This window comes from Mycobacterium gordonae, assembly GCF_002101675.1.
Taxonomy (GTDB): Bacteria; Actinomycetota; Actinomycetes; order Mycobacteriales; family Mycobacteriaceae; genus Mycobacterium; species Mycobacterium gordonae.
Map to the genome: position 1 here is coordinate 35,663 of NZ_LQOY01000230.1, position 20,787 is coordinate 56,449.

Genomic DNA, 20,787 nt, shown 5'->3' on the forward strand with positions numbered 1-20,787 from the left:
CCATCATCACAGGGGGGTCTGACATTTTGATTCGGTGTGAGTTCGTGCCCGCGCCACCTGCACTGCGCCGTTGCCGGTGATCAGCCAGAGCGTGGCGAGCTGACCGATCAGCTCGTCGACCGACAGGTCCACGTCACCGTTGACGAAGGAAAGGATGGCCTCGGCCGTCCCGCCGACGATGAACGACGGCGCCACCTTGGCCAACGGATCCGCCTCCAGCTCGACGTCGTGCACCGCGCGACCGTGGTCGATCAACAGGTCGGTGAGCCGGTGCATCACCGTGGTGCGGTGCGCCTGCAATTCGGGCGAGGCCGCGACCCCACCGAGCAGGACCCGCGCCCGGCGGGGATCGTCCACCAGGATGCGCACCGCGGCGGCCACGGCAGCCAGCGCCTGCGCCTCCAACGGCTGCTCGATCACGGCGTCCACGGCGGCCAAAGTCGCCGCGCGCACCTCGTCGGCGATGTCATCGACCACCGCAGCAGACAACGCATCGAGGTCGCCGAAGCTTTCGTAGAAATACCGTTTGTTCAAACCGGCTGCGGCGCACAGTTTGTCGACCGTGACGCTGCGCCATTCGTTGCGCGCCATCGCGTCCATCGCCGCGTCCACCAGACGCCTGCGACGCTGCCGGCGGCGCTGCTGCGCGGACTGCCCGCCGTAGGCACGCTGCGCTGACTCGGACATCGTCAAATCCTCGCAGCCGTTGACAACAGCCACAAACTCTGGCACGTTTCCGTACCAGATATCTGGCACTATTTCGTACCTGAATTACGGCGATTGGAAGGCCCATGACCAAAGCGGCGACAAACTCAAAGACGCGGGAACTAACTACATCGGTACTCAGCGACCTTCGACAGCTGGCGGTCACCGCGCCCGCGTTGGCGCGCCGCCAGGGCTGGGATTACCTGCGCGAGCTAGGAAAAAGCGGTAAGCGGGACCAGTTGGCCGCGCTGTTCGCCCGCGGTGAGGCCCCGGACGGGCCACGCGGCGCGCTGGAAGGCCTGATCGTCGGCAACCTGTTCGGAATCCCGGAGGCGCATCTGGCCAACCCGCTGCTGAAGATCGATCCGACCTGGCGCGGCAAGACTTTCGATGCAGACACCGGCTTCAATCGCCTGGCCCCAGTGGCGAAGTTCGCCATGCCGGTGATCGCCCCGCTCTACCGCGGTCTGCGCCGCGCAGGGTCGGAGATGGTGGGCTTCGGGTTCAATCACCGCATCGAGACGGCCGCCATCTCGCCGTTCAACACCGTGCGCGCACTCGACTACAGCCCCGCCGAATACCGCAATCCGAGCGTGCGAACCTTCCCGATCAAGCGGACCCGCGACGAGATCGTGGAACTGCTGCCCGGCCTGTACCTGGGGCGGGCGTTGCTGACGATGCGCAGCGGCGAAGTTCGCCTTGTCGCCTACTTCGCGCTGCGGGAATTCGCCGACGAAGGCGCGACGCGATGATCAAGCTCAACGGCGCCGTCGTCTGCGTCACCGGGGGCGCGCGAGGCATCGGACGCGCGACCGCCGCCGCGCTCGCCGCCCGGGGAGCCACAGTGTGGATCGGTGATGTGGATGCCGATCAGTGCGCGCGCACCGCAAGCGAAATCGGCGCCAAAGCAGCGCATCTGGACGTGACCGACGAATCCAGCGTCGCCGCGTTCTCTCGCGCCGCATCCACCGACGGCCCGGTCACGATGCTGGTGAACAACGCCGGCATTCAGTACATGGGCCCCTTTGTCGAGCAACAGCTTTCGGCGTACCACCGGGAGGTGGCGGTGAACCTGGTGGGCGTCATCAACGGGATGCACGAGTTCCTGCCCGGCATGCTCGAGCGCAACCACGGTCACATTGTCAACGTGGCGTCGATGGCGGCGAAGGTCACCACGCCAGGAATCTCGGTCTACTGCGCGACCAAGTACGCGGTAGCGGCACTTTCGCGAGCGGTGCGGGCCGAGATCGCCGACAGCGCCGTCACCATCACCACGCTGATGCCGACGGCCGTGCACACGGAGCTGACCGCGGGGGTGTCGCTGGAACTGCTGCCTACCCGGCAACCTGAACAGATCGCCGCGGCGATCGTCGACAGCGCGCGACGGCCGGGGCGGGAGATCACCGTGCCGTGGTGGCTGGCGCCGTTCGGAGCCATTGAAGAACTGACGCCAGAACCTCTGATGCAACGGCTCAAACGGCTCGCGACCCGAAACGAACCGCCCGGGCACTTCGACGAGCAGCGACGCCGCGGCTACCTCGACCGCATCGGTTAGAAAGCTTTTAGAAGGAAGCAAGAAAGGCACAAGGCCTGCGCCACAGACTCACTTCACCAGGAACAATCCGTCCACACCGAAGTGAACAAGCAGGCCAACATGACCACTCTTCGAACCATCGATCTGCACGGCGACCGTGTCGCATACCGCGACGAAGGGACCGGCGAGGTGTTGCTGCTGATCCACGGGATGGGCGGCAACTCCAACAACTGGCGCGAGCTGATCCCCGCCCTGGCCAAGAAGTACCGCGTCATCGCACCGGACCTGTTGGGTCACGGTCAGACCGCAAAGCCACGGGGTGACTACTCGCTGGGCGCCTTCGCGGTGTGGTTGCGCGATTTCCTTGACGCACTTGGCATTCCGCGGGTCACGATCGTCGGACACTCGTTGGGCGGCGGCATCGCGATGCAGTTCGCCCACCAGCACCGCGACTACTGCGAACGGCTGATCCTGATCAGCAGTGGCGGGCTGGGCAACGAGGTGAACCGGACATTGCGCCTGGTCTCGCTGCCCGGTTCGGGTGTCCTGCTGCAGTTGGCCTCTGCCAAGCCTGTGATCAAAGCACGGATGGCCCTTGCGGCGCTCGGCAATCGGTCAGACCTCAGCCACCACTGGGAAGCCCACACCGCATTGGCCAACCGGGAGAACCGACAGGCGTTTCTGCGCACGCTGCGCGCCGTCGTCGACGGCCGCGGACAGGCGGTCTGCGCGCTGAACCGTTTGCACGCCAATGCCGACCGGCCGGTGCTGATCATCACCGGCGATCAGGACCCGGTGATCCCGGTCGAGCACGCCTACGCCGCCCACGAAGCCATGCCGCACAGCCGGCTGCACATCATCCCGGGCGTCGCGCATCATCCGCACACCGAGTGCAGCCAGACGGTGGCCGGGCTGATCGACGACTTCCTCGGGTCCGGCGAGCAGCCCGCCGAGGCTGCCGTGTCGCTGACGCAGTGGTCGGCCGCGCCGCGGGCCAGCCGGCGACGCGCGCGCCGGCATCTGCAGGCGGTGCCTGCGCCGGACGAATCCCTCTGCGGCTGAGCACCTTCCGCCCACCCCTCGGCGGCAGCCAGTCGTGTGTGCAACATATGATTATTCTCTGAGTTCCCTCGGCTACGGCGCAGTGGCTTCACTTTGCGGCTTCAATCTGTTGGCAAGATCGTGACGTTCGGTTCAGGGAGTGTTGTGGACGACGAAGGCACGCCGTTCGGTCGTTATCGGCTGATCGAGCTGATTGGCCGCGGTGGCATGGGTGAGGTCTGGCGGGCCTTCGACACAGAGACCCAACGCGTGGTCGCCGTCAAGGTGCTGTCGGCGAACCTCGCCAACGACCCGACTTTCGTGCAGCGGTTTCGACGGGAGGCGTTGGCCGCGGCCGGGCTCAACGACCCCCATGTCATCCCGATTCACCATTTTGGCGAAATCGACGGCCGCCTCTACGTGGACATGCGCCTGATCAACGGCCGTGATCTGCAGAGCATCATCGCAGAGGGCGTCATGGATCCGGGACGCGCGGTGACCATCATCGAACAGATCGCCTCGGCACTGCACAGCGCGCACCAGATCGGGCTGGTCCACCGTGACGTCAAGCCGTCCAACATCCTGGTCACCGCCAACGACTTCGCTTACCTGATCGACTTCGGCATCGCCAGCGCCGCAGGGGAAGCACGCATGACCCATACCGGCAGCGTGATCGGGACCTGGGCCTATATGGCTCCCGAACGGCTTAACCAAGGGCAGACGGACCCGCGCAGCGATACCTATTCGCTCGCCTGCGTTCTGCACGAGTGCTTGACCGGCAGCCAGCCTTACCCGGGAACCAGTATTGAACAACAGATCGGCGGCCATCTCGGATTGCCGACGCCACGGCCCTCAGCTTTCCGCAGAGGCCTGCCTATCCAACTCGACGGCGTGATCGCGATCGGGATGGCCAAGAATCCCGACCAGCGTTACTCGACCCCCATCGAGATGGCCGCAGCGGCCCGTGCGGCGATCAACCAACCGGGCAAGGCGCCCGCCCAACACCACACCCCGGCGCCGGTGCAGGCCAGCGTGCCGCGGAACTACTATCCCGCAGCGCCGGTTTCCAACACCGATGCGACCCAGTACCGGCAGTATGTGCCGCCGGCCGGTTCCGATGTGCCGGTCAGCCCCAGTCCACCGCCCGGCAGCCCGCCCCGGTCGCCAGCGACGACATCGTCCCCACCGCCGAACCGAAAACGTCGCCGCGCAATCGTGGCAAGCGGCATTGTCGCGGCGATCGCCGTGATCGCCCTGGTCGCTGTCTTCGCGTTGATCCCAGACGACAAGACCGGCCCCGCGACTACACCGCTCGCCAATTCCGGACCGATAACGGGCACCTACAACGTCAGTTTCGGCCCCAGCATCGGCCTGTCCGGCAAGCCAGAACCCGGCACGGAGCCACCCGGGCAGGAAACGTGGAAGCTGCGGTCGGTGTGCGGCGCGAAGGGGTGCGTGGCTACGGCGGCCAGAAATGCCGGGTCCTTCAAACACCCGGCGAATTTGGTGTTCGACGACATCAACGGACGCTGGATCGCGGTGGCTCTCGACACCGAGAGATGCGGCAACGAAGACATCGAAGAGTGGCATTGGATCTACCTTCTGCCGCGTCCGGACGGCAGCTTGGCCGGTGAGTGGATCGACGACTCCGTCAAGTGCTACAGCAAACGCAGCGTGACCTTCACCCGCACCGGTGACGCCGACGTCGCCGGTCTGCCCGACCCGGCGACCCTGCCGGCCCGGGTCGCGTCCCCGGCACTGGGACTACGCGGCTTCTATCGCTCGCGAGTGACAACAGCGACCGGCCAACCCAAGTTGGGCGACCAGGACTTCAGTGTGGACACGTTCTGCCTGCGCGCCGGGGACCGGTGCCTGAGCCGTTTCGTGCTGACCGATTTCAGCGACCACCAGCTCTTCATCTTTGCAAACAACGCCTGGACGGAGAACTCCGAGGAGGACGTCCCCTGCCCGGCCGGCGGCACCAGTCACGTCCGGATGACCGGCGTGTTCCCGTTGCCCAAGCCCGCTCCGGACCCCGTCACGTCGCTCTCCGGCCACGGCATGGAAGACGTCTCGGGCAGTGCGTGCAAGGGTGGCCCATACGATCAGGTCTTCACCCGCATCCGGGATTGAGCCGGCTAGACCGGAACGGGCAGGCCGGTCAGACCACTGAGGCTGGGGTGGGTCAGGAAATCGATGAAGTCCTCGGCCACCGCCATGGGGAAGTTCGCCGTCGCGGTGCCCACCCCTTCGAGACCGTCGCGCACGGCGATCGCGAACGTCGTCGGATCACCGGAGAGCAGACCTGCGAACGCGTTCCACACCGCGACCTGCGGCGGCACGATCAGGTTCCGGAAGTCGACGAACAGCTTGGTCGGCAGGTTCGCCGGTCCCACGGGAACACCGTCCCAGCTGACCAGGTTCCAGCCGCCCTCGGGGTCACCCTGCACGACGACGACGCTGGTGTTGTTGAGCTGATGGGTGAGCAGCAGCAAGGGGTTGGGGTTGTTGACGTTCATCAGGGTGCCGGCCTCGATCGTGAAGGCGCTCGAGTACGCCACCTCGGTGATGTGGCCGGTAGCCGGGGAGACGACCGGGTTGGCCATCGCGGTGTTGTACATCGTCTGCATCGACTGGTTGAAGGCGTTGTTGAACACGATGCCGTTGACGTCGGTGGAACCCGGCGCCAACATCGGGACCAGGGGGAACCCCAGCACCCACGCCGCCGGGCCGACGAGATAAGGCAAGCCGAAGGGCACCTGGGGTAAGCCCTCCAGGAGCCCGGCATTGATCTCGTTGAGACCGGGAAGTATGACGGGGTTCCCCGGCGCGGTGAGGTAACTGGCGGTCTGCTGGGTCCGAAGCAGCTCGGAGGCGAAGATGCCGGCGTACTGATTCGGCGGAGCCAGAACAGCGGCGATCGCCTGAGCCTGTTGCACACCCTCCGGGGTGAGCGCCACGCCCGGGACCGCGGTGTCGATCCAGCCCTGCGCGTTGGCAATCGACTGCGCGTGGCGCACGAAGTCGATCTGGATGAGCGTGTTGGGACCGGCAGCAGGAAGCGCGCCCGCGCCGGATGCGCCGACGAACAACCCGCCACGACCGGCGAACCCGCCGCCGCCCGCGTCGCCGCCGTTGCCGAAGAACAGCGCCTGCCCGCCCGCACCTCCGGTGCCACCGGCCCCACCCAGACCGCCGTTGCCCATCAGCCAGCCGCCGACGCCGCCCGTGCCGCCGATCGCGCCACCGAAGCCGGCACCACCGGCGCCGCCGTTGCCGATCAGGCCGGCGTTCCCACCGGCCCCGCCCGGTGTCACGCCGGCAGTCGGCGAATAACCCGTGCCACCGTCGCCGAACAGGATGCCGCCGGCCCCGCCGGTGGGGCGGGCCGCCGTGCCTGCTGCCCCATGGCCGATGAGCCCGCGACCCAGCAGCAGCGTCGTGGGCGCGTTGATGATCGGGTCCAGCGTCTGCCCCACCGGGCTGGCGATCCAGGCGTCGCCGGCGGTGTGGATCGGACCGTAGACGAAGCTTTGAAAGCTTTGTGCGACAACCGAATCCAGACCACCGAGGGTCTGGGCGGCGGCGGCCTCGGCACCCGTGTACGACGCCGCGGCAACGCTGAGGTGCTGCAGAAACTGCTCGTAATACGAAGCCGCCGCAGCGGCCGCCGCCTGGTACTGCAAACCATGGGTGCCGAACAGCGCCGCCACGGCCGCCGACACGTCGTCGGCGGCTGCGACCGCCAGCTGGGTAGTCGGGAGGACTGCCCCGAGGTTTCCGGCCCGCAGGGCCGCACCGATCTGTGCCAGGTCTGTCGCCGCCGTCGTCAACAAGCCCGGCGCCGTGGTCACATATGACATCGCCCACCCTCGTTGGTATCGCGCTTAGGGTCATCATCGCGAACCGCGCGGCAAAAAGAGCGCGTATCGGGAAATTGCGTGAACAGACGATGAGTGCGCGGTTACGCCTGCGGTTTTCGGCCCTTGCGGTCAAGGAACGACTGCATATGTCGCTGCGGCTCGCCGGTCAGAAACGCCCTTCCGAACTCTTGCACGCTGTCTTCGACCGCCGCGTGGACCGACATCTCGAACCACTTGTTGAGCAGCCGCTTCTGTTGCCGGACCGCAGCCGGCCCGAACCCACTCAGCCTCGTCGTGAGCTGCGCAACGCGGGCATCGAGCTCGTCGGGCGCGACCACCTCGTGCACGAGACCCCAGCTGAGAGCCGTACCGGCGTCGATCGTTTCGCCGGTGAGCAGCATCCACGCCGAGTGCCCGGCCCCGATCAGCGCCGGCATCAGCGCCGCATGGATCACCGAGGGGATGCCGACGGCGACCTCCGGCATCCCGAACTTGGCGCCGGACTCGGCGATCCGCAGATCGCAGGACATCGCGACTTCCAGTCCACCGCCCAGACACCAGCCGGCGAGACGGGCGATGACCGGAACGGGGCATTCGCGGATCGCCTCACACAGGCCCGACAACCGCCGGATGAACCCTTCACCGCTGGCTTGGTCGAGGTTGACCATCTCGTTGATGTCGGCCCCGCCGATGAACGCCTTCTCACCCGAGCCGCGCAACACGACGACGCGCAGCTCGCTGTCCTGTCCGGCCGTGTGCAACACCTCGGTAAGCTCCGAAATAGCGGGGCTGCCAATGATATTCAACGGTTTGGAATTGATCAGCTCGATGGTCGACACGCCAGCCTGGTGACCGAGCCGGACGAAGCTGCTTTCCGTCATAGTCATCCGCCGGAGCTGGCGTCCTCCAACTCGTCGAGTGCCTCGCCGGTGTAGACGGCCAGCCGCTGCAGGTGCGGCAGCGTGTCGCGGCAACCGATGAACCCGAAGTTCAGCGTGCTCGCGTAACTCTGCAGCGTGATGTTGAGCGCCTGGCTGTGCGCCACGAGTGAGACCGGGTACGACGCCTCCATCCGGCTGCCCCGCAGATAGAGCACGTCCTGCGGGCCGGGCACGTTGCTGATGCAGAGATTGAAAGCGTGCGGCAGTGGCGTTTTCACCCCGCTCAGCGCGCTCGCCACCTGCATGGTGAACGGCGCCATCAACGCCGCGGTGTAGGCGAGGATGGCATCCTTGTTCATCTTCGACAGTTCGGCCTTGGCCATGCGGGTCGTCGCGGTGACCGCCGCCAACCGCTCCAGCGGGTCGGCGATATTGGTGCCCAGCGAACCCAGGATCGCGGCGACGGCATTGCCGCCGCCCTCGTCGTCCTTGGGGCGGACGTTGACCGGCAGCATCGCGATCAGCGACTTTCCGGGCAACTCCCCCAGCTCGTCGAGGAATCGCCGCAGGCTGCCGCCACAGATGGCCAGCGCGACATCATTGACGGTCGAATCATTAACTGAGCCAATCTTTTTCAGTCGATCAAGTTCGTACTGCTGGGTTGCGAAGCGGCGGTTGCGGCTGATTCGGGTGTTCAGGATGCTGTGCGGAGCCTGCACCGAGCCGATCAGGTTGCGGTACTCGTTGTCGCTGCGCAGCTGAGTGTTGACCAGCGCCTTGGTGAGGTCGAAGGTGGACCGCCCCGCACCCGCGACGGAACCGAGCACACTGCCCACCCCGCTGATGACACCACCCAGGTTGCCCACCGCACCGCCGAGGCTGTTGAGCAGCCCGCCCGCGATACCGCCGCCGGCATCCGCCTTCACCGCCGAGACCCGGCCGGGTGTCGGGATGTTAAAGAACAGCGGGTGCGTGGTGTCGTGCGGGTCGGTCGACAGGCTGCGGGCCAGCATCTTCTGCCCGGTGTAGCCGTCGATCAGCGCGTGGTGCATCTTGACGTAGATCGCGAAGCGTCCGCCCTCCAGGCCCTCGATGAAGTGCATCTCCCACGGCGGGCGGCGCAGGTCCAACGCATTACTGTGCAAGCGCGACACCAGGATTCCGAGTTCACGCTCGTCACCGGGACTGGCCAGCGCCGAGCGCCGGACGTGATAGTCCAGGTCGAACTTGTCGTCATACACCCACGACTGAATCGGACTGAGCAGCAGGTCGGGATGGCTGAGCTTGAGATTCCACGGCTCGACGACGTCGTTGGCCTTGCTCTCGTCGACGAGCTGGCGCAGGAAGTCGCGCGGTGCGTCAGGAGGCGGGGTGAACGGCATCAGCCCACCGACGTGCATCATCGTGCTGGAGGTCTCGCCGTAGAGGAATAACATGTCTTGCGGACCCAGCCGCCGGGCGGTCTTGCTCACGGACTACTCCTTGTCTGGCGATTCACGGCGTGATGTGACCGTAGCCCAAACTCAGCTTTATGGACCCACCGATTTCAGTCACCGATATGACGGGACAGGAACTCGAGCACGGCTCCGGCGAAGATGTCGTTGCGGTCACCGGCGACCATGTGCCCGGCACCCCGGACGTCGGCGAACTCGACCTGCGGAAAGCGGGCCAGGAACTCCTCGGCACGTTCCTGGCTGACCAGGTCACTCATCTGGCCCCGAATCAGCAACATGGGCAACCCATTTCGCAGGATTGCCGCGACGGCGGTATGCATGCGGTCGGCGTCGGTGACCTCGAACGGCGGGAAAGCCGCTGTGCCGCTGATGAATTGCGGATCCCAGTGCCAGTACCAGCGATCACCGCGCCGGCGCAGATTGGTGGTCAGCCCCTCGAGGTCGGTAGGGCGAGGGCGGTGCGGGTTGTATTCGGCGATGGCATCAGCGACCTCTTCCAACGACCCGAACCCGGATTCGACCCGGTCCGACATGAAGGCGTGGATCCTGTTCGCCCCGGACTGCTCCATGTTCGGCACGATGTCGACGAGCACGACGGCGCTGGCGAGTTCCGGCGCGATCTCGCCGGCCAGCAGCATCGAGGTGAACCCGCCCAGCGAGGCGCCCACCAACACCGGTTGGGGTGGCAGGCCGCGCAGCACTTCGACGACGTCGGCGGCAAAGCTGGTGACCCGATAGTCGCCGTCGCTGGACCAGTCCGATTCGCCGTGACCACGCAGATCGACCGTAACCGCTTGATATCCGCGCCGGGCGACGGCGGCGGCCGCCCGGCCCCAGGACCGCCGGGTCTGCCCACCACCGTGCAGGAAAACCACCGCGCGCGCCGCCGGATCACCGTGGCGATCGGCGACGATGCGGACGCCACCCGCCCCCTCGGTGGCGAACGGCTCGGGTTCGATGGCCATCAGTGGCGATCCTAAGGCCCGCCCGACTGACGGCGTCGCCGCCGGGGTGGTCGCGGATCAGCCGCGCGAACCGGGCAACAGCTTCAGCAGGCGCCGGCCGATGCGGGCCAACGGATTGCCCGTGGACCGCCGTGAATCGTTGATTCTGTTCAGCGTCTGCTCACCCTCGATGGCATAGTCCTTGACGCTTTCGTCGCCCTCTTCAGCGCGCATCCTCGGCCTCCGTTCTTGGTAGTGGCGTGTCCATGACGGCCTCGACGTTCCCGCGCGCCTCGTCATGACACTGCCGGGGCCTTACGGATGCCTACCCGTCGCGCCCGTCGTCCAAAACAACCGGGTCCGACTTCACGTGCGGCTCGCCCATCTTCAGCACCACGCTGGCCAGGGGGTAGTCGCCGCCGTCCGTGCGTGACTCGATGTAGCGACGGACGCGTTCGTTGGCGAACAAAGCCGCGCCGGCCTGGTCCATGAACTGCCGTATCTCGTCGGTGTCGAGCAGGACCAGCTCGTCCTCACCGCGCCAGCCGAAGGCGATTTGCAGAACCCGGGCAGACAGGCCGAAGGCCTCGCCCACCGCGATCAACTCGGCGTAGCTGGGAAAATCGGCGGCTTCTTTGCGCCGCGAGTAGGTGGCTTTTGCGAGGTCGAGGGCCGCGCCGATTTCGCCGTCGGGGACATCCCGGTTCAGCAACCACTCCAGGACGCGGCGAAGGTCCTTGCCGGCCTTGTTCGTCCTGGGCATCTCAAAAACGCTACCTCCCGGCCAGAAAGCAGTCAAAGGGCCCTACAGCGATCTATGTGCACCGCGGATCGGATCTTCTAACTTTTTTTGCTCATACTGTTTCATTTTTGGAACTAGATGTTATATATTGCTAGCAAGGATTTGATTTCGGCACGACAGACCACTACTGGACCACACAGCGGGAGGCACCATGCAGAACCGTTCCGGCGACGGCCGCACCCAGTCGTCTTCGAAGCGCCCCATCGTCAGGCGGCTGACGATCCTGGCGGTCGCTTCGGTAGGAGCAGCGGTCATGGCGGCCAGCAGCGCGAATGCCGACCCCGCTGAAACCGCCCGCGCCGACGGCGCCGGCAACTCGAGCCCGGCCTATCAGCTCGGCTACCACCAGACGTTCACCGACTACGAGATCCTCGCCAGCCGCATGCGCGCCGAGGGATTTGCTCTGGAAGACATCGACATTTCGGGCCGCATAGCTGCCGTGTGCGCCAATGAAGCCCAGTCCGTCGTGGACACACCGGAACTCACCGGTCCCGACTTCATCCGGGGCTGCGCGGACGCGGTTGAGAACCTGGTCCAGGCCAACATCGTGTCCTGAGACGACCGGGTATCACCCGCCGGTGCGGTTGAACTTCATGTCGTAGGGTCCACCTTTGCAGGCGCTTCCCGACTCGTCCTTGGTGCCACTGCCCGTCAGCACCATGATCGGGTCCTGCTGCGGCTCCGGAAGCGGGAAGGTGCCCTTGATCCTGACGTGCGACGTCCCGCCCGCCGGACAAGACGCGTCATACTCGTCGTCCCGCGTCCACACGTTGTTGGCGAACAACAACAGTTGGGTGCCGCTGCTGCCGTTGCGGACGAACCGGCTCAGACAACGATCGCCGGTGCGCAGACAGATGGTGTCGACGTTGTAGTCCGCTTCCTGCGGCTTGGGCGCGTTGGGCCCGGTGTAGGTGGTGACCAAGTGGTAGAAGCCGTGCAGCGCCTGTGCCGGGGAGATCTCGCGGGCGGACTGCTCGGCGGGGTCGGGCAGGTCGGCCAGGTCGCCGTCTCCGACCCGGGTGAATGTCACTGACCGCTTGCTGTAGCAATCCAGGGAATCGGTGATCCATTCACCGACCATGGTTCCGTCCGCGTGCGGTTGCAGCCAGACGTAGTTCCACTTCTCGATCGGCTTGTCGTTGCAGTTGCCGCCCTCGAGTGCCACCGCTATCCAGCGTCCGCGTACGTCGTCGAACACCAGCTTCGGGGTGTGGTTGTACGGCCCGTCGGTACGCTGCGCGGTCGCCACGCATCCGCTGTTGTTGTTGCCGGTACAGGCCGACCGCAACACCCAGGTCTCCTTGGCCGGCGGCTCGGAATTCGCCACTTCTTTGCCGGCAAGCGAGAGCTTCGGGCCGAAGTCGGCGGTATACGTGCCGGTGAAAGGACCACCGTTGCTCGGGGCGGCGAAGCTCTCGCCGGTGCCCGAATGATCGGTCGCCGGCTTGTCGCCGCTCTTGTTTCCGCCGCTCAGCGCGATGCCGGCGACGACGGCGATGACCACCAGCAACACCCCCGCGCCCGCGAGGATCAACGGGGTGCGGCGTTTATTGCCCGGTTTGGCGGGCGGTGTTTCCGACGCCGACGGCGGGGCGGCCGGTGGTGCGGGCTCCCCGCTCACCCGGAACTGGGTCGGCTCTTCGTTGGGGTGGCGCGGCTGATGGGGATCGAGGTTGGGCCGACGCTGGGTCGGGTCGGTGGCGGGCCGCTGCGGGCTGGGCTCCACGGGCGGCCGGTACAGCTTCGGGTCCGACGGCTGGCGGTACGGAGTCGGCTCCGGCGCAGGGCGCCGTTGCGGTTCGGGCGGCGGCCGACGCTGCGACGGGTCGACATAGCCGGGGCCACCGCGCCGCTGTGGAGGCTGCCTCGGCGGCGGCGGACCCGGCGGCGGGTGCTTGGGCGGCGGCGCCAGCTGAGTTCGCTGCTGCACGGGTTCGGGCCGGCGCAACGGAATCGGCCGGGTCCCGGTGACGGCTTCCCGGGCGGCCGCGGCCATGTCGGTCACCGTGGGATAGCGCTGCTGCGGAGTCTTCGCCATCGCGGTGGCCACGACATTGTCGAGCTCTTCAGGTATGCCGCGCCGGATGGCCGACGGGCGCGGCGGCGGCAGGCTGAGGTGTCCGCCGATCTGCTGCTCGAGGCTGTTGCCGGGGAAGGGCTGGCTGCCGGTCAGGCACTCGTGCAGCACGCAACCGAGGGCGTAGGTGTCGCCGCTCGGGTCGGTCTGGCCGGTGGTGACGCGTTCCGGCGCCATGTAGGCCCAGGTGCCGATGACGTTGCCGGTGCCGGTCATATGCGAATCGCCGGCGGCGCGGGCGATGCCGAAGTCGATCAGATATGCGAAATCGTCTTCGGTGACCAGGATGTTGGACGGCTTGACGTCGCGATGCACCAAGCCGATCCGATGGGCGGCGCGCAACGCCGAGGCGATCTGCTCGATGATGTTGACCGCGCGTTCGGGGTCGAGCGGGCCCTCGGCGATGATGGCCTGCAAGTCGCGACCGACGACCAGTCGCATGTCGACATACAAGCGGCCTTCGATTTCGCCGAAATGATGGATCGGCACCACATGGGGGTCGTTGAGCCCGGCCGCCGCCAGCGCCTCCCGGCGGAAACGCTGCTCGAACGTCGGGTCGTTAGCAAGGTTGGCGGGCAGCACTTTCACCGCAACGACACGCTGGGTCTCGGTGTCGTAGGCACGCCACACTTCACCCATACCGCCGCGACCCAGCAACTCGATGAACTGGTAGCGGCCGAATGTCGTACCTTGCACTCCGCCCCCCTCAGCGAAAGTCTCGGTGGATACTCAGCAAAAACATTAAAGCCGCACCAGCGGGGATGCACGGCAGTATTGCCTAGCTAATCACGAAACGATTGACGCCGGGATAGCCAGGCGCGGCACGGCTGGACAAGCGCAGACTGAAACGGGGAGCCGGGAACTCCCGATGTAGGTCCAGGGGGTGCGCACATGACATTCGCTACACCGTCACCGGTCACCGAACTGACGCAGGAACTGCGCCTTGCGACCACCATGACCGGAGGGGTGAGCCTGGCCGTCTGGATGGCCGGGGTGGCCCGCGAAATCAACCTGCTCGCGCAGGCGTCGCAGTGGCGCCGGGAGGGCGGCCCGTTCCCCGCCGACAGCAGCCTCGGCGATGAGGCAGCCGCGTCGCTGCGGCTCTACGCGGGCCTCATCGATCTGCTCGACGTGATTGTCGACGTCGACATCCTGTCCGGGACCAGCGCGGGCGGCATCAACGCGGCGCTGCTGGCGTCGTCCCGAGTGTCGGGGGCGGACCTGGGCGGGTTGCGTGAGCTCTGGCTCGACCTGGGAGCCCTGACCGACCTACTGCGCGACCCGCGCGACAAGTACACCCCGTCGCTGCTGTACGGCGACGAGCGGATGTTCGCCGCACTGGCTACGCAGATCCCCAAGTTGGCTACCGGACCCTTTCCGCCGGCGGAGTTTCCCCACGGCGCGCGCGCCCCGTCCACCACGCTGTATGTGACGACGACGCTGCTGACCGGCGAGGCCAGCCGGTTCACCGACTCCTTCGGGACCCTCGTCCAGGACGTCGACCGGCGCGGGCTGTTCACCTTTACCGAGGACGACCTGGCCAGGCCTGGCACCGTTTCGGCCCTGGCGCTGGCCGCGCGCAGCTCCGCCTCCTTCCCTATCGCGTTCGAACCGTCATTTCTGCCCTTCACCCAGGGCACTCCGGCCACCGGGAAGGTGCCGGCGCGGCCGGCGATGGCGCCGTTCACGAACATCACCCGGCCACACTGGGCCGCGGACGGGGGCCTGCTCGACAACCGGCCGATCGACGTGCTGCTCAAGCGCATCTTCGACCGGCCTGCCCGGCGTCCGGTGCGACGGGTGCTGCTGTTCGTCGTGCCGTCCGCCGGGCCGGCACCGGACCTGGTGGCCGAGCCCGCTCCCGACGACGTCAATGCGCCACCGGGACTGGTCGACGGACTGCTCAAGGACCTGGCCGCCATCACGACGCAGTCGATCGCTGCCGACCTGCGCGCGATCCGGGCCCATCAGGACCGGATGGAAGCGCGCACGGACACCAAGCTGCGACTGGCCGAACTGGCGGCGACGCTGCCGCATGGTTCGCGGTTGCTCACCGCTCGCCTGCTCGCCGACTATGCGGCCCGGGAAGCCACCCGGCTCGCACAGATGCTGACGGATGCGTTTCTTCGCCAGCTGGGTACGTGGCCGCCCGCGCCGGCAGCGCCCAGTGATCTCGCCGAGAGCATTCCGCGCAACTGGGAACCCGAGCTCGCCGTCGGCGGTGACTCCGACCGGGCGTGCCGGCGCCGGATCACCGGGGCGATCGTGAGCCGCTGGACTCTGCCGAATCATCAGACACTGCCGCAAGGGACCAGCGACCTGGCCCGGTTCGGGCAACCTGCGTACGACCTTGGCAAGAGTTGCGCGCTGGCAGTCGTGCTGGCCGCCTACGAGCAGGCCCGGTCCGATGCCGATGTCGCCGCACTGGCCGAACTCACCCGCGGAATTCATGCGGCGTGGCCGCCTCCGGCGCCGGTCGATCTCGGTGTGCTGGTGCGCGCCGTATGCACCAATGCCACGGTCCGGCAGGGGTCCTTGACGAGCGCGGCCGCCCTGATCGCCGCGGACTATCTGCAGCAGATCACGGTGCCCGCCGACAGCTGGAGCAACCTCGGCCGAGTTCTGTTCGGCAGCTTCGCAACGCTGTCCAGGCTGGCGTCCAACGGCTCAGCCGCCGGGGACGGGGAGGGCCGGCTGCACACCTATCTGCGGTATCTGGACAAGGCGACTGATGCGCAGACCACCGCGGTGGCGCTGTTCGACCTGGCCGCGACGCAGCGTGCGATGCTTCCCGCTGAGGCCGACATCGAACAATCGGTGGAGCTCGTGCAGGTGAGCGCCGATTCGCGCAGCCTGCTCGCACCGGACTGGCAGACCGCTCAGCAGAAGCTCACTGGTATGCAGTTCCACCATTTCGGAGCGTTCTACAAACGGTCGTGGCGGGCCAACGACTGGATGTGGGGTCGGCTCGACGGCGCCGGCTGGCTGGTTCACGCGCTGCTGGACCCACGTCGGGTGCGGTGGATGGTGAGCCACCGCGCCGGCGACGATGCGCAACGTGAAGCGTTGCGAGGAGGAGCGGCGCCATCAAAGCGCGCCGGCGACGATGCGCAACGTGAAGCGTTGCGCGGAGGAGCGGCGCCATCAAAGCGCGCCGGCGACGATGCGCAACGTGCCGGCAGCGGCGCGCGATGGTTCCTCGATCGCCTCAAAGAGCTTGGCGCGCCGGCGTTCCCGAAGTCCGGCTATCGGCTTGCGGTCGGCGGTACGGAATCGGAGCGGCTGACCGAGGACATGCTGCTGGCCGAACTGGCCTTCCTCGACGACGCGTCCGCGACCGTGCCGAGTAGCTTGCCGCGGACGTCGCTGTGGCTGGCGCAGGCGTGGCAGCAGCACGTCCTCGACGAAGAGCTGGATGAACTGGCCGCCACGGTGATTGACACCGAGCCGGGCGAACGGCCCGACTGGAGTCCGGCGACCTCGCGAAAGTGGGCCAAGAAGGTCCTGGCCGCCGAGCCCGGCCCGGCGAAATACGCTCTGCTGAACGAGGATCCGGTGGCCCGCGAGACCTTCGTCAGTGACCGGGGTTCGCCGCTGATGGCCCATACGGTGTCCAAGGCGGCGGCGACCGCGTCCGGGGCGGCCGGCTCGATCCGGCAAGTGCCCGGTGTGGTCAAGCCGCCGCTGGCCACACTGCGGACGCTGACGCTCGGTGGATACCGGGTGGTGTCGCTGACCCGCGGCGTGGCTAAGTGGACGTTGATCGCCGGCGCGGTGCTGCTGGTTCTCGGAACGGCAGCCGCGATGGCGTCGGCCGGCACATTCGGGGGGCTGGGGCTCGCCGCGGCGGGCGTCGGCGCCTACCTGGTGGTCCTGGGCACCTGGCAGTTCTCCGGCCGGGCGCTGTTCGCGTTGTTGTCGACAACGCTTGTGGGAGCGACACTTTCATTGGCTGCGCCAGCGGTCCGCGAGAGGCTGTTCGGCGACGCGACCCATCCCGGCTGGGTAGGTGCCCACGCTTACTGGCTGGGTGCTCAGTGGTGGCACCCGCTGGCCGCCGTGGGCGTGATCGGGCTGGCCTTCACCCTGGCGGCGGTCGCCAGACCCGGCCGACGGTGACTGCGCTAGAGCGCCGCGTTACTTCAGCGCGCTGATCCCGTTGTAGACCACCATCACACCGATCAGCACCAGGACGGCGGCCAGCATCGCCGCGTGATTCTGCTGCATCCATTCCTTCAAGCGGTTCAGCGGCTCATCCAGCCGCTCGCCGGCACTGGCATAGCCAAGGATGGGGATGGCCACCGTCGACCCGGACAGAACGACGAAAACCGCCGCGAAGAGCCACTTGCCTCCGACCCCCAGCCCACTGGTGCCGATCGCCAAGCCGCCCGCCAGACACAGGAGTGACACCTCGAGCCGCACCACCGTCAGCACCAGCGCCGTGATCCCGGCACGCCGAGGGGTGATGGTGTCGAACGCCCGCATCCACCGCGGCGCCTCGCCGTGACCGTGGCGGGTCGCCCACCGATAGATACCGAACACGATCAATGCCGAACCCAGCACCACACGCAACCAGGACGCCCAGCCCGGCGGGGACTTGTGCAAACCGCCGAAAAGGCCCGATCCGGCGACGAAGATGCCGGTCAGCGCCGTCAGTCCCAGCATCCAACCGCCGAGAAAGGCCAAGCTCGTCGGCCGTGGCCGCGGCGCGTGCAACACCAGCACTGCCGGGATGATCGTCAGCGGAGAAACCGCGATGACCAGAGCCAGCGGAATGAGCGTGGCAAGCAGCGTGCCCCAATTTCCTGTCACGGGCAGCAATCTTCGCATTGAACGCGCGCCATCACCCGTCAAACCGGGTGTGCGCGCGCGATCGGGTCTTCTTTGCGGGCTTTGACCGGAGCCGAGCTCGGCGGCAGGGTGAGCAGGTTGCCGCGCAGGCTGCCACGCGCGGTGCGGACGGTGACCAGGACCCAGGTCAGCAACAGTCCTACATAGGCGACGGCAGCCGCCACCTTGAACGCCGGAAGGTGGGTGTGCGCGGCCAGCTGGGAGGTGCCGGTGACGAAGGTGCCCACCGGAAACGTCAGGCTCCACCACGTCAGGGCGAAAGGCATACCGCGCCGCAGCGTGCGCACCGTCAGCGAGGTGGCCAGCGCTATCCACAGCACCGCGAACCCCCACACCGGCACGCCGAAGATGACGGCGAAGTCGTCCATCGCCTCCGCCAGCTGGTGACCGACGGCACCGGTTGCCGCCGCCGTCGCAAGAAGCCCTGCGGCGGTGATGGATTGACCGAGCGGACCCAGCACGATCCACAGCGTCGGCACCCGCGCCGAGCCGGAGGTGCCGTAGAGCACCAGCCGGCTCCAGATCATCGCGATGATATTCAGCGAGGCGATCAGGGACAGGCCGAACATCGCATAACAGCCGTACAGCATGGTCTCGCGGCCGGTGCCCGGCGGCATGTGCGGCAGCAGCAGCGCGCCCGTCGCGGCCGACACCATCGGCGGCACCACCGGCATCAACCAGCCGCCGAATGCGGCGTCGGGCTCGACGCGCAGTTGGGTGAACATCAGGAACGGGATGCTGACGGCGGTGAACAACCCGCCGACCGTGCCCGCCGTCCACAGCACCCAGTCCAAATCGACGGCGATGCGCTGGCCAATCAGGTCCTTACCCACCAGCACGGCGCCGGCGCCGACGGTCATCAACGCCATCGGCGCCGCGCCGTAAAAGTGGGCCATCTGCGGGTTGCGGGCGTGGGTGCGCGCCACCGTCGGGTTACGCAGCCAATGGCCGCCGACCAACACGATCAGCATCGCCAGCAGGGCCGCCGCGAGCACCCAGACACCCGAGGTGAACCCCCGCAGCCCGGGCACGTGCACGGGCAGGGTGGCACCCGCGATGGCGACGATGCCGGTGCCCATCACCGAGGCGAACCAGTTGGGCCCGATGTTGCCCAGGACCTCGACGCGGGTGTGCGACTCGTTCGGTAGCGGCGGCGCGTCGTCCGGACTGGGGGTGGCCATAGCTGAGCAACCTACTGCCGATGGTCGGTCACCGCCTACACTCCCGGGGGTGCAGCTATGGCGAGGTTCCGCGCTTCGATGACAAAGCCGCTGGTCATCGGAATCTCCGTACTGGTGGTGATCGCTGCCCTGGCCATGCCGATCAAGCAACGATGCGGGGCCCCGGGCCGCTCCTGCGCCACCGCGGTCGACGCCAATGGCGACGTACACTATTTCTACGAAGTCGAGCCGTTCGGCGTATTCCTTATCGAAAGTGTTACTGGTTCGAATATCCCGTTGTATTACACGTCCGGCGAGGAAATCGAGAGGGTCCGCTGAATGGCAGGACATGCGCGCCTAGCAGCATTGGTCGTCTCGGCGATGTTGATCGGCGGTGCCATCGCGTCGGTCCCGGTGACCGATATCGCGCTCGTCACCGCTCAGGAGAGCATTTGCGGAGTCGGCTCGGTGTGCCCGGCGGATCCCGCTCCCGACGGCGGCGACCAAACCACCGCCGAGCGACGGGTCATCGACGGCTACGTCGCCAAGCAGGCGGGGTGCACCCCCGACCTGACGGCCAACCCGCAGTCGGTCATCTGGGATCCACCCGGCTTCACTCCGAACAGCGGGGGATCGGGAAACATCAAAGACTCGAACCCCCAGCTCGGCGGCCACTTCGTGGCCGACTACGTCAACGGCCGTTGGCACATCGACTACCAGTACTGCTGATTCAGCCGGTACACACCTGCGTGGCGAAGCGGACGGTCGTGGTCGACGGGGTGTCGAACTGAGCGTCGAGTGTCAGCTCCGGCCGTACCGGCTGGTTGTCGATGCCCAGCCGCGTGAGGTCGAGCAGGATCTGAATGGTGTCCGGCGCCACCCTGCGGGCGTTGGTGTCCCGGTCCGGCCGCACCCGTGAGTCGTTGCCCTCGGCGGCGAGAGTGCTGGTGATGGCCAGGTCGTCGCTGCCGTGTTCGGGTCCGAGTTGGGCGAACTTCTTGGCACCAGTGCCGTCGTTGTTGGCGACGCTGTACATCAGGACATACCCGACGAATTTGCTGGACTGCGTCCCCGTCGGCGACGGCGGCAGCGGCTTGGCGAAGCGAATTGTCAGCTGCAGCACGCTGCTTCGGGGATGTTTGACCTCGACCCCGGACACCGTGATGCCCTCGGGTGGTTTCGGCCCATCCCGCCTCTCGCACGTCAGTCGGTTCGGCAGGCCGGCCCAATCATCGCGCGAGGAGTCCGTGAAGAGCGCCCATCCGACACCGGCGAGCACCACCACCAGCGAGATCACCAGCGCGACCCGAAGCGGAACCGGCAGGGCACCCCAGCGCCGGCGCACCCCAGCCGGCGGCGCCGGACGTTTCGGCCGCCGGTGCGTCGTCCAGCGCTCACCGTCCCAGTAACGCTGACCCGCCGAGCCGTCGGGGTCGACGTACCAGCCTGCCGGCGGTGCAGTCGGCACGGTCAAG

Annotated in this window: 19 protein-coding genes; 8 read left to right on the top strand and 11 right to left on the bottom strand. The window is 67.1% G+C overall.

Going from position 1 to position 20,787, the window contains the following annotated elements:
• Window positions 1-6 precede the first annotated feature (6 nt).
• Window positions 7-687, bottom strand: coding sequence for a TetR/AcrR family transcriptional regulator (locus AWC08_RS29405; RefSeq protein WP_065132393.1), 681 nt, complete (start codon window positions 685-687; stop codon window positions 7-9).
• Between the two features lie 104 nt (window positions 688-791).
• Here AWC08_RS29405 and AWC08_RS29410 point away from each other — a divergent pair, with 104 nt between their 5' ends.
• The 4 genes from AWC08_RS29410 to AWC08_RS29425 all read left to right on the top strand — a co-directional run bounded on the left by AWC08_RS29410 (window position 792) and on the right by AWC08_RS29425 (window position 5,413).
• Complete coding sequence (locus AWC08_RS29410) at window positions 792-1,457, top strand: hypothetical protein (protein WP_065132386.1); 666 nt, start codon at window positions 792-794, stop codon at window positions 1,455-1,457.
• Window positions 1,454-2,260 (top strand): SDR family NAD(P)-dependent oxidoreductase, encoded by an 807-nt coding sequence (locus AWC08_RS29415; protein WP_069433980.1) that lies wholly within the window; start codon window positions 1,454-1,456, stop codon window positions 2,258-2,260. The genes AWC08_RS29410 and AWC08_RS29415 overlap by 4 nt, the downstream gene beginning before the upstream one ends.
• A 99-nt stretch (window positions 2,261-2,359) precedes the next feature.
• Window positions 2,360-3,301 carry an alpha/beta fold hydrolase gene (locus AWC08_RS29420; RefSeq protein WP_082986106.1) on the top strand — a complete coding sequence of 314 codons (942 nt, stop codon included), beginning with the start codon at window positions 2,360-2,362 and terminating at the stop codon, window positions 3,299-3,301.
• 144 nt (window positions 3,302-3,445) lie between these two features.
• Window positions 3,446-5,413, top strand: a complete 1,968-nt coding sequence (locus AWC08_RS29425; RefSeq protein WP_065132391.1) for a serine/threonine-protein kinase — start codon at window positions 3,446-3,448, stop codon at window positions 5,411-5,413.
• 5 nt (window positions 5,414-5,418) lie between these two features.
• Here AWC08_RS29425 and AWC08_RS29430 read toward each other — a convergent pair whose 3' ends face one another.
• The 6 genes from AWC08_RS29430 to AWC08_RS29450 form a co-directional block, all read right to left on the bottom strand.
• Window positions 5,419-7,143, bottom strand: a complete 1,725-nt coding sequence (locus tag AWC08_RS29430; RefSeq protein WP_069433979.1) for a PE domain-containing protein — start codon at window positions 7,141-7,143, stop codon at window positions 5,419-5,421.
• 101 nt (window positions 7,144-7,244) lie between these two features.
• Window positions 7,245-8,024: an enoyl-CoA hydratase gene (locus tag AWC08_RS29435; RefSeq protein ID WP_232007910.1), complete on the bottom strand. Its 780-nt coding sequence runs from the start codon at window positions 8,022-8,024 to the stop codon at window positions 7,245-7,247.
• 2 nt (window positions 8,025-8,026) lie between these two features.
• Window positions 8,027-9,496, bottom strand: a complete 1,470-nt coding sequence (locus tag AWC08_RS29440) for a WS/DGAT/MGAT family O-acyltransferase (RefSeq protein ID WP_065133313.1) — start codon at window positions 9,494-9,496, stop codon at window positions 8,027-8,029.
• A 74-nt stretch (window positions 9,497-9,570) separates the two neighbouring features.
• Window positions 9,571-10,443 carry an alpha/beta fold hydrolase gene (locus AWC08_RS29445; protein WP_174900798.1) on the bottom strand — a complete coding sequence of 291 codons (873 nt, stop codon included), beginning with the start codon at window positions 10,441-10,443 and terminating at the stop codon, window positions 9,571-9,573.
• 57 nt (window positions 10,444-10,500) lie between these two features.
• Window positions 10,501-10,656 carry a hypothetical protein gene (locus AWC08_RS37215; RefSeq protein WP_167544998.1) on the bottom strand — a complete coding sequence of 52 codons (156 nt, stop codon included), beginning with the start codon at window positions 10,654-10,656 and terminating at the stop codon, window positions 10,501-10,503.
• 91 nt (window positions 10,657-10,747) lie between these two features.
• Window positions 10,748-11,185 carry a hypothetical protein gene (locus AWC08_RS29450; protein ID WP_232007909.1) on the bottom strand — a complete coding sequence of 146 codons (438 nt, stop codon included), beginning with the start codon at window positions 11,183-11,185 and terminating at the stop codon, window positions 10,748-10,750.
• Between the two features lie 190 nt (window positions 11,186-11,375).
• Between AWC08_RS29450 and AWC08_RS29455 the strand changes: the two genes are divergently transcribed.
• Window positions 11,376-11,780 carry a hypothetical protein gene (locus AWC08_RS29455; RefSeq protein ID WP_065133311.1) on the top strand — a complete coding sequence of 135 codons (405 nt, stop codon included), beginning with the start codon at window positions 11,376-11,378 and terminating at the stop codon, window positions 11,778-11,780.
• A gap of 12 nt (window positions 11,781-11,792) precedes the next feature.
• Here the strand turns inward: AWC08_RS29455 and AWC08_RS29460 are convergent, their stop codons facing one another.
• Complete coding sequence (locus AWC08_RS29460) at window positions 11,793-13,997, bottom strand: serine/threonine-protein kinase (protein WP_065133310.1); 2,205 nt, start codon at window positions 13,995-13,997, stop codon at window positions 11,793-11,795.
• Window positions 13,998-14,192: 195 nt separating this feature from the next.
• Between AWC08_RS29460 and AWC08_RS29465 the strand changes: the two genes are divergently transcribed.
• A complete protein-coding gene (locus tag AWC08_RS29465; protein ID WP_083271190.1) occupies window positions 14,193-17,420 on the top strand; it encodes a patatin-like protein in 3,228 nt (1,075 codons plus the stop codon).
• 18 nt (window positions 17,421-17,438) lie between these two features.
• Here AWC08_RS29465 and AWC08_RS29470 read toward each other — a convergent pair whose 3' ends face one another.
• Together AWC08_RS29470 and AWC08_RS29475 are read right to left on the bottom strand one after the other, a co-directional pair.
• Window positions 17,439-18,131: a GAP family protein gene (locus tag AWC08_RS29470; protein ID WP_065135703.1), complete on the bottom strand. Its 693-nt coding sequence runs from the start codon at window positions 18,129-18,131 to the stop codon at window positions 17,439-17,441.
• Window positions 18,132-18,151: 20 nt separating this feature from the next.
• On the bottom strand, window positions 18,152-19,333 hold the full coding sequence (locus tag AWC08_RS29475) for a TDT family transporter (RefSeq protein ID WP_065135702.1): 1,182 nt from the start codon (window positions 19,331-19,333) through the stop codon (window positions 18,152-18,154).
• 78 nt (window positions 19,334-19,411) lie between these two features.
• Between AWC08_RS29475 and AWC08_RS29480 the strand changes: the two genes are divergently transcribed.
• Both AWC08_RS29480 and AWC08_RS29485 read left to right on the top strand, forming a co-directional pair.
• A complete protein-coding gene (locus AWC08_RS29480; RefSeq protein ID WP_065135705.1) occupies window positions 19,412-19,651 on the top strand; it encodes a hypothetical protein in 240 nt (79 codons plus the stop codon).
• Window positions 19,652-20,041: an integrase gene (locus AWC08_RS29485; protein ID WP_142283883.1), complete on the top strand. Its 390-nt coding sequence runs from the start codon at window positions 19,652-19,654 to the stop codon at window positions 20,039-20,041.
• A 1-nt stretch (window position 20,042) separates the two neighbouring features.
• Here the strand turns inward: AWC08_RS29485 and AWC08_RS29490 are convergent, their stop codons facing one another.
• Window positions 20,043-20,780: a DUF2510 domain-containing protein gene (locus AWC08_RS29490; RefSeq protein WP_069433983.1), complete on the bottom strand. Its 738-nt coding sequence runs from the start codon at window positions 20,778-20,780 to the stop codon at window positions 20,043-20,045.
• Window positions 20,781-20,787: the final 7 nt, after the last annotated feature.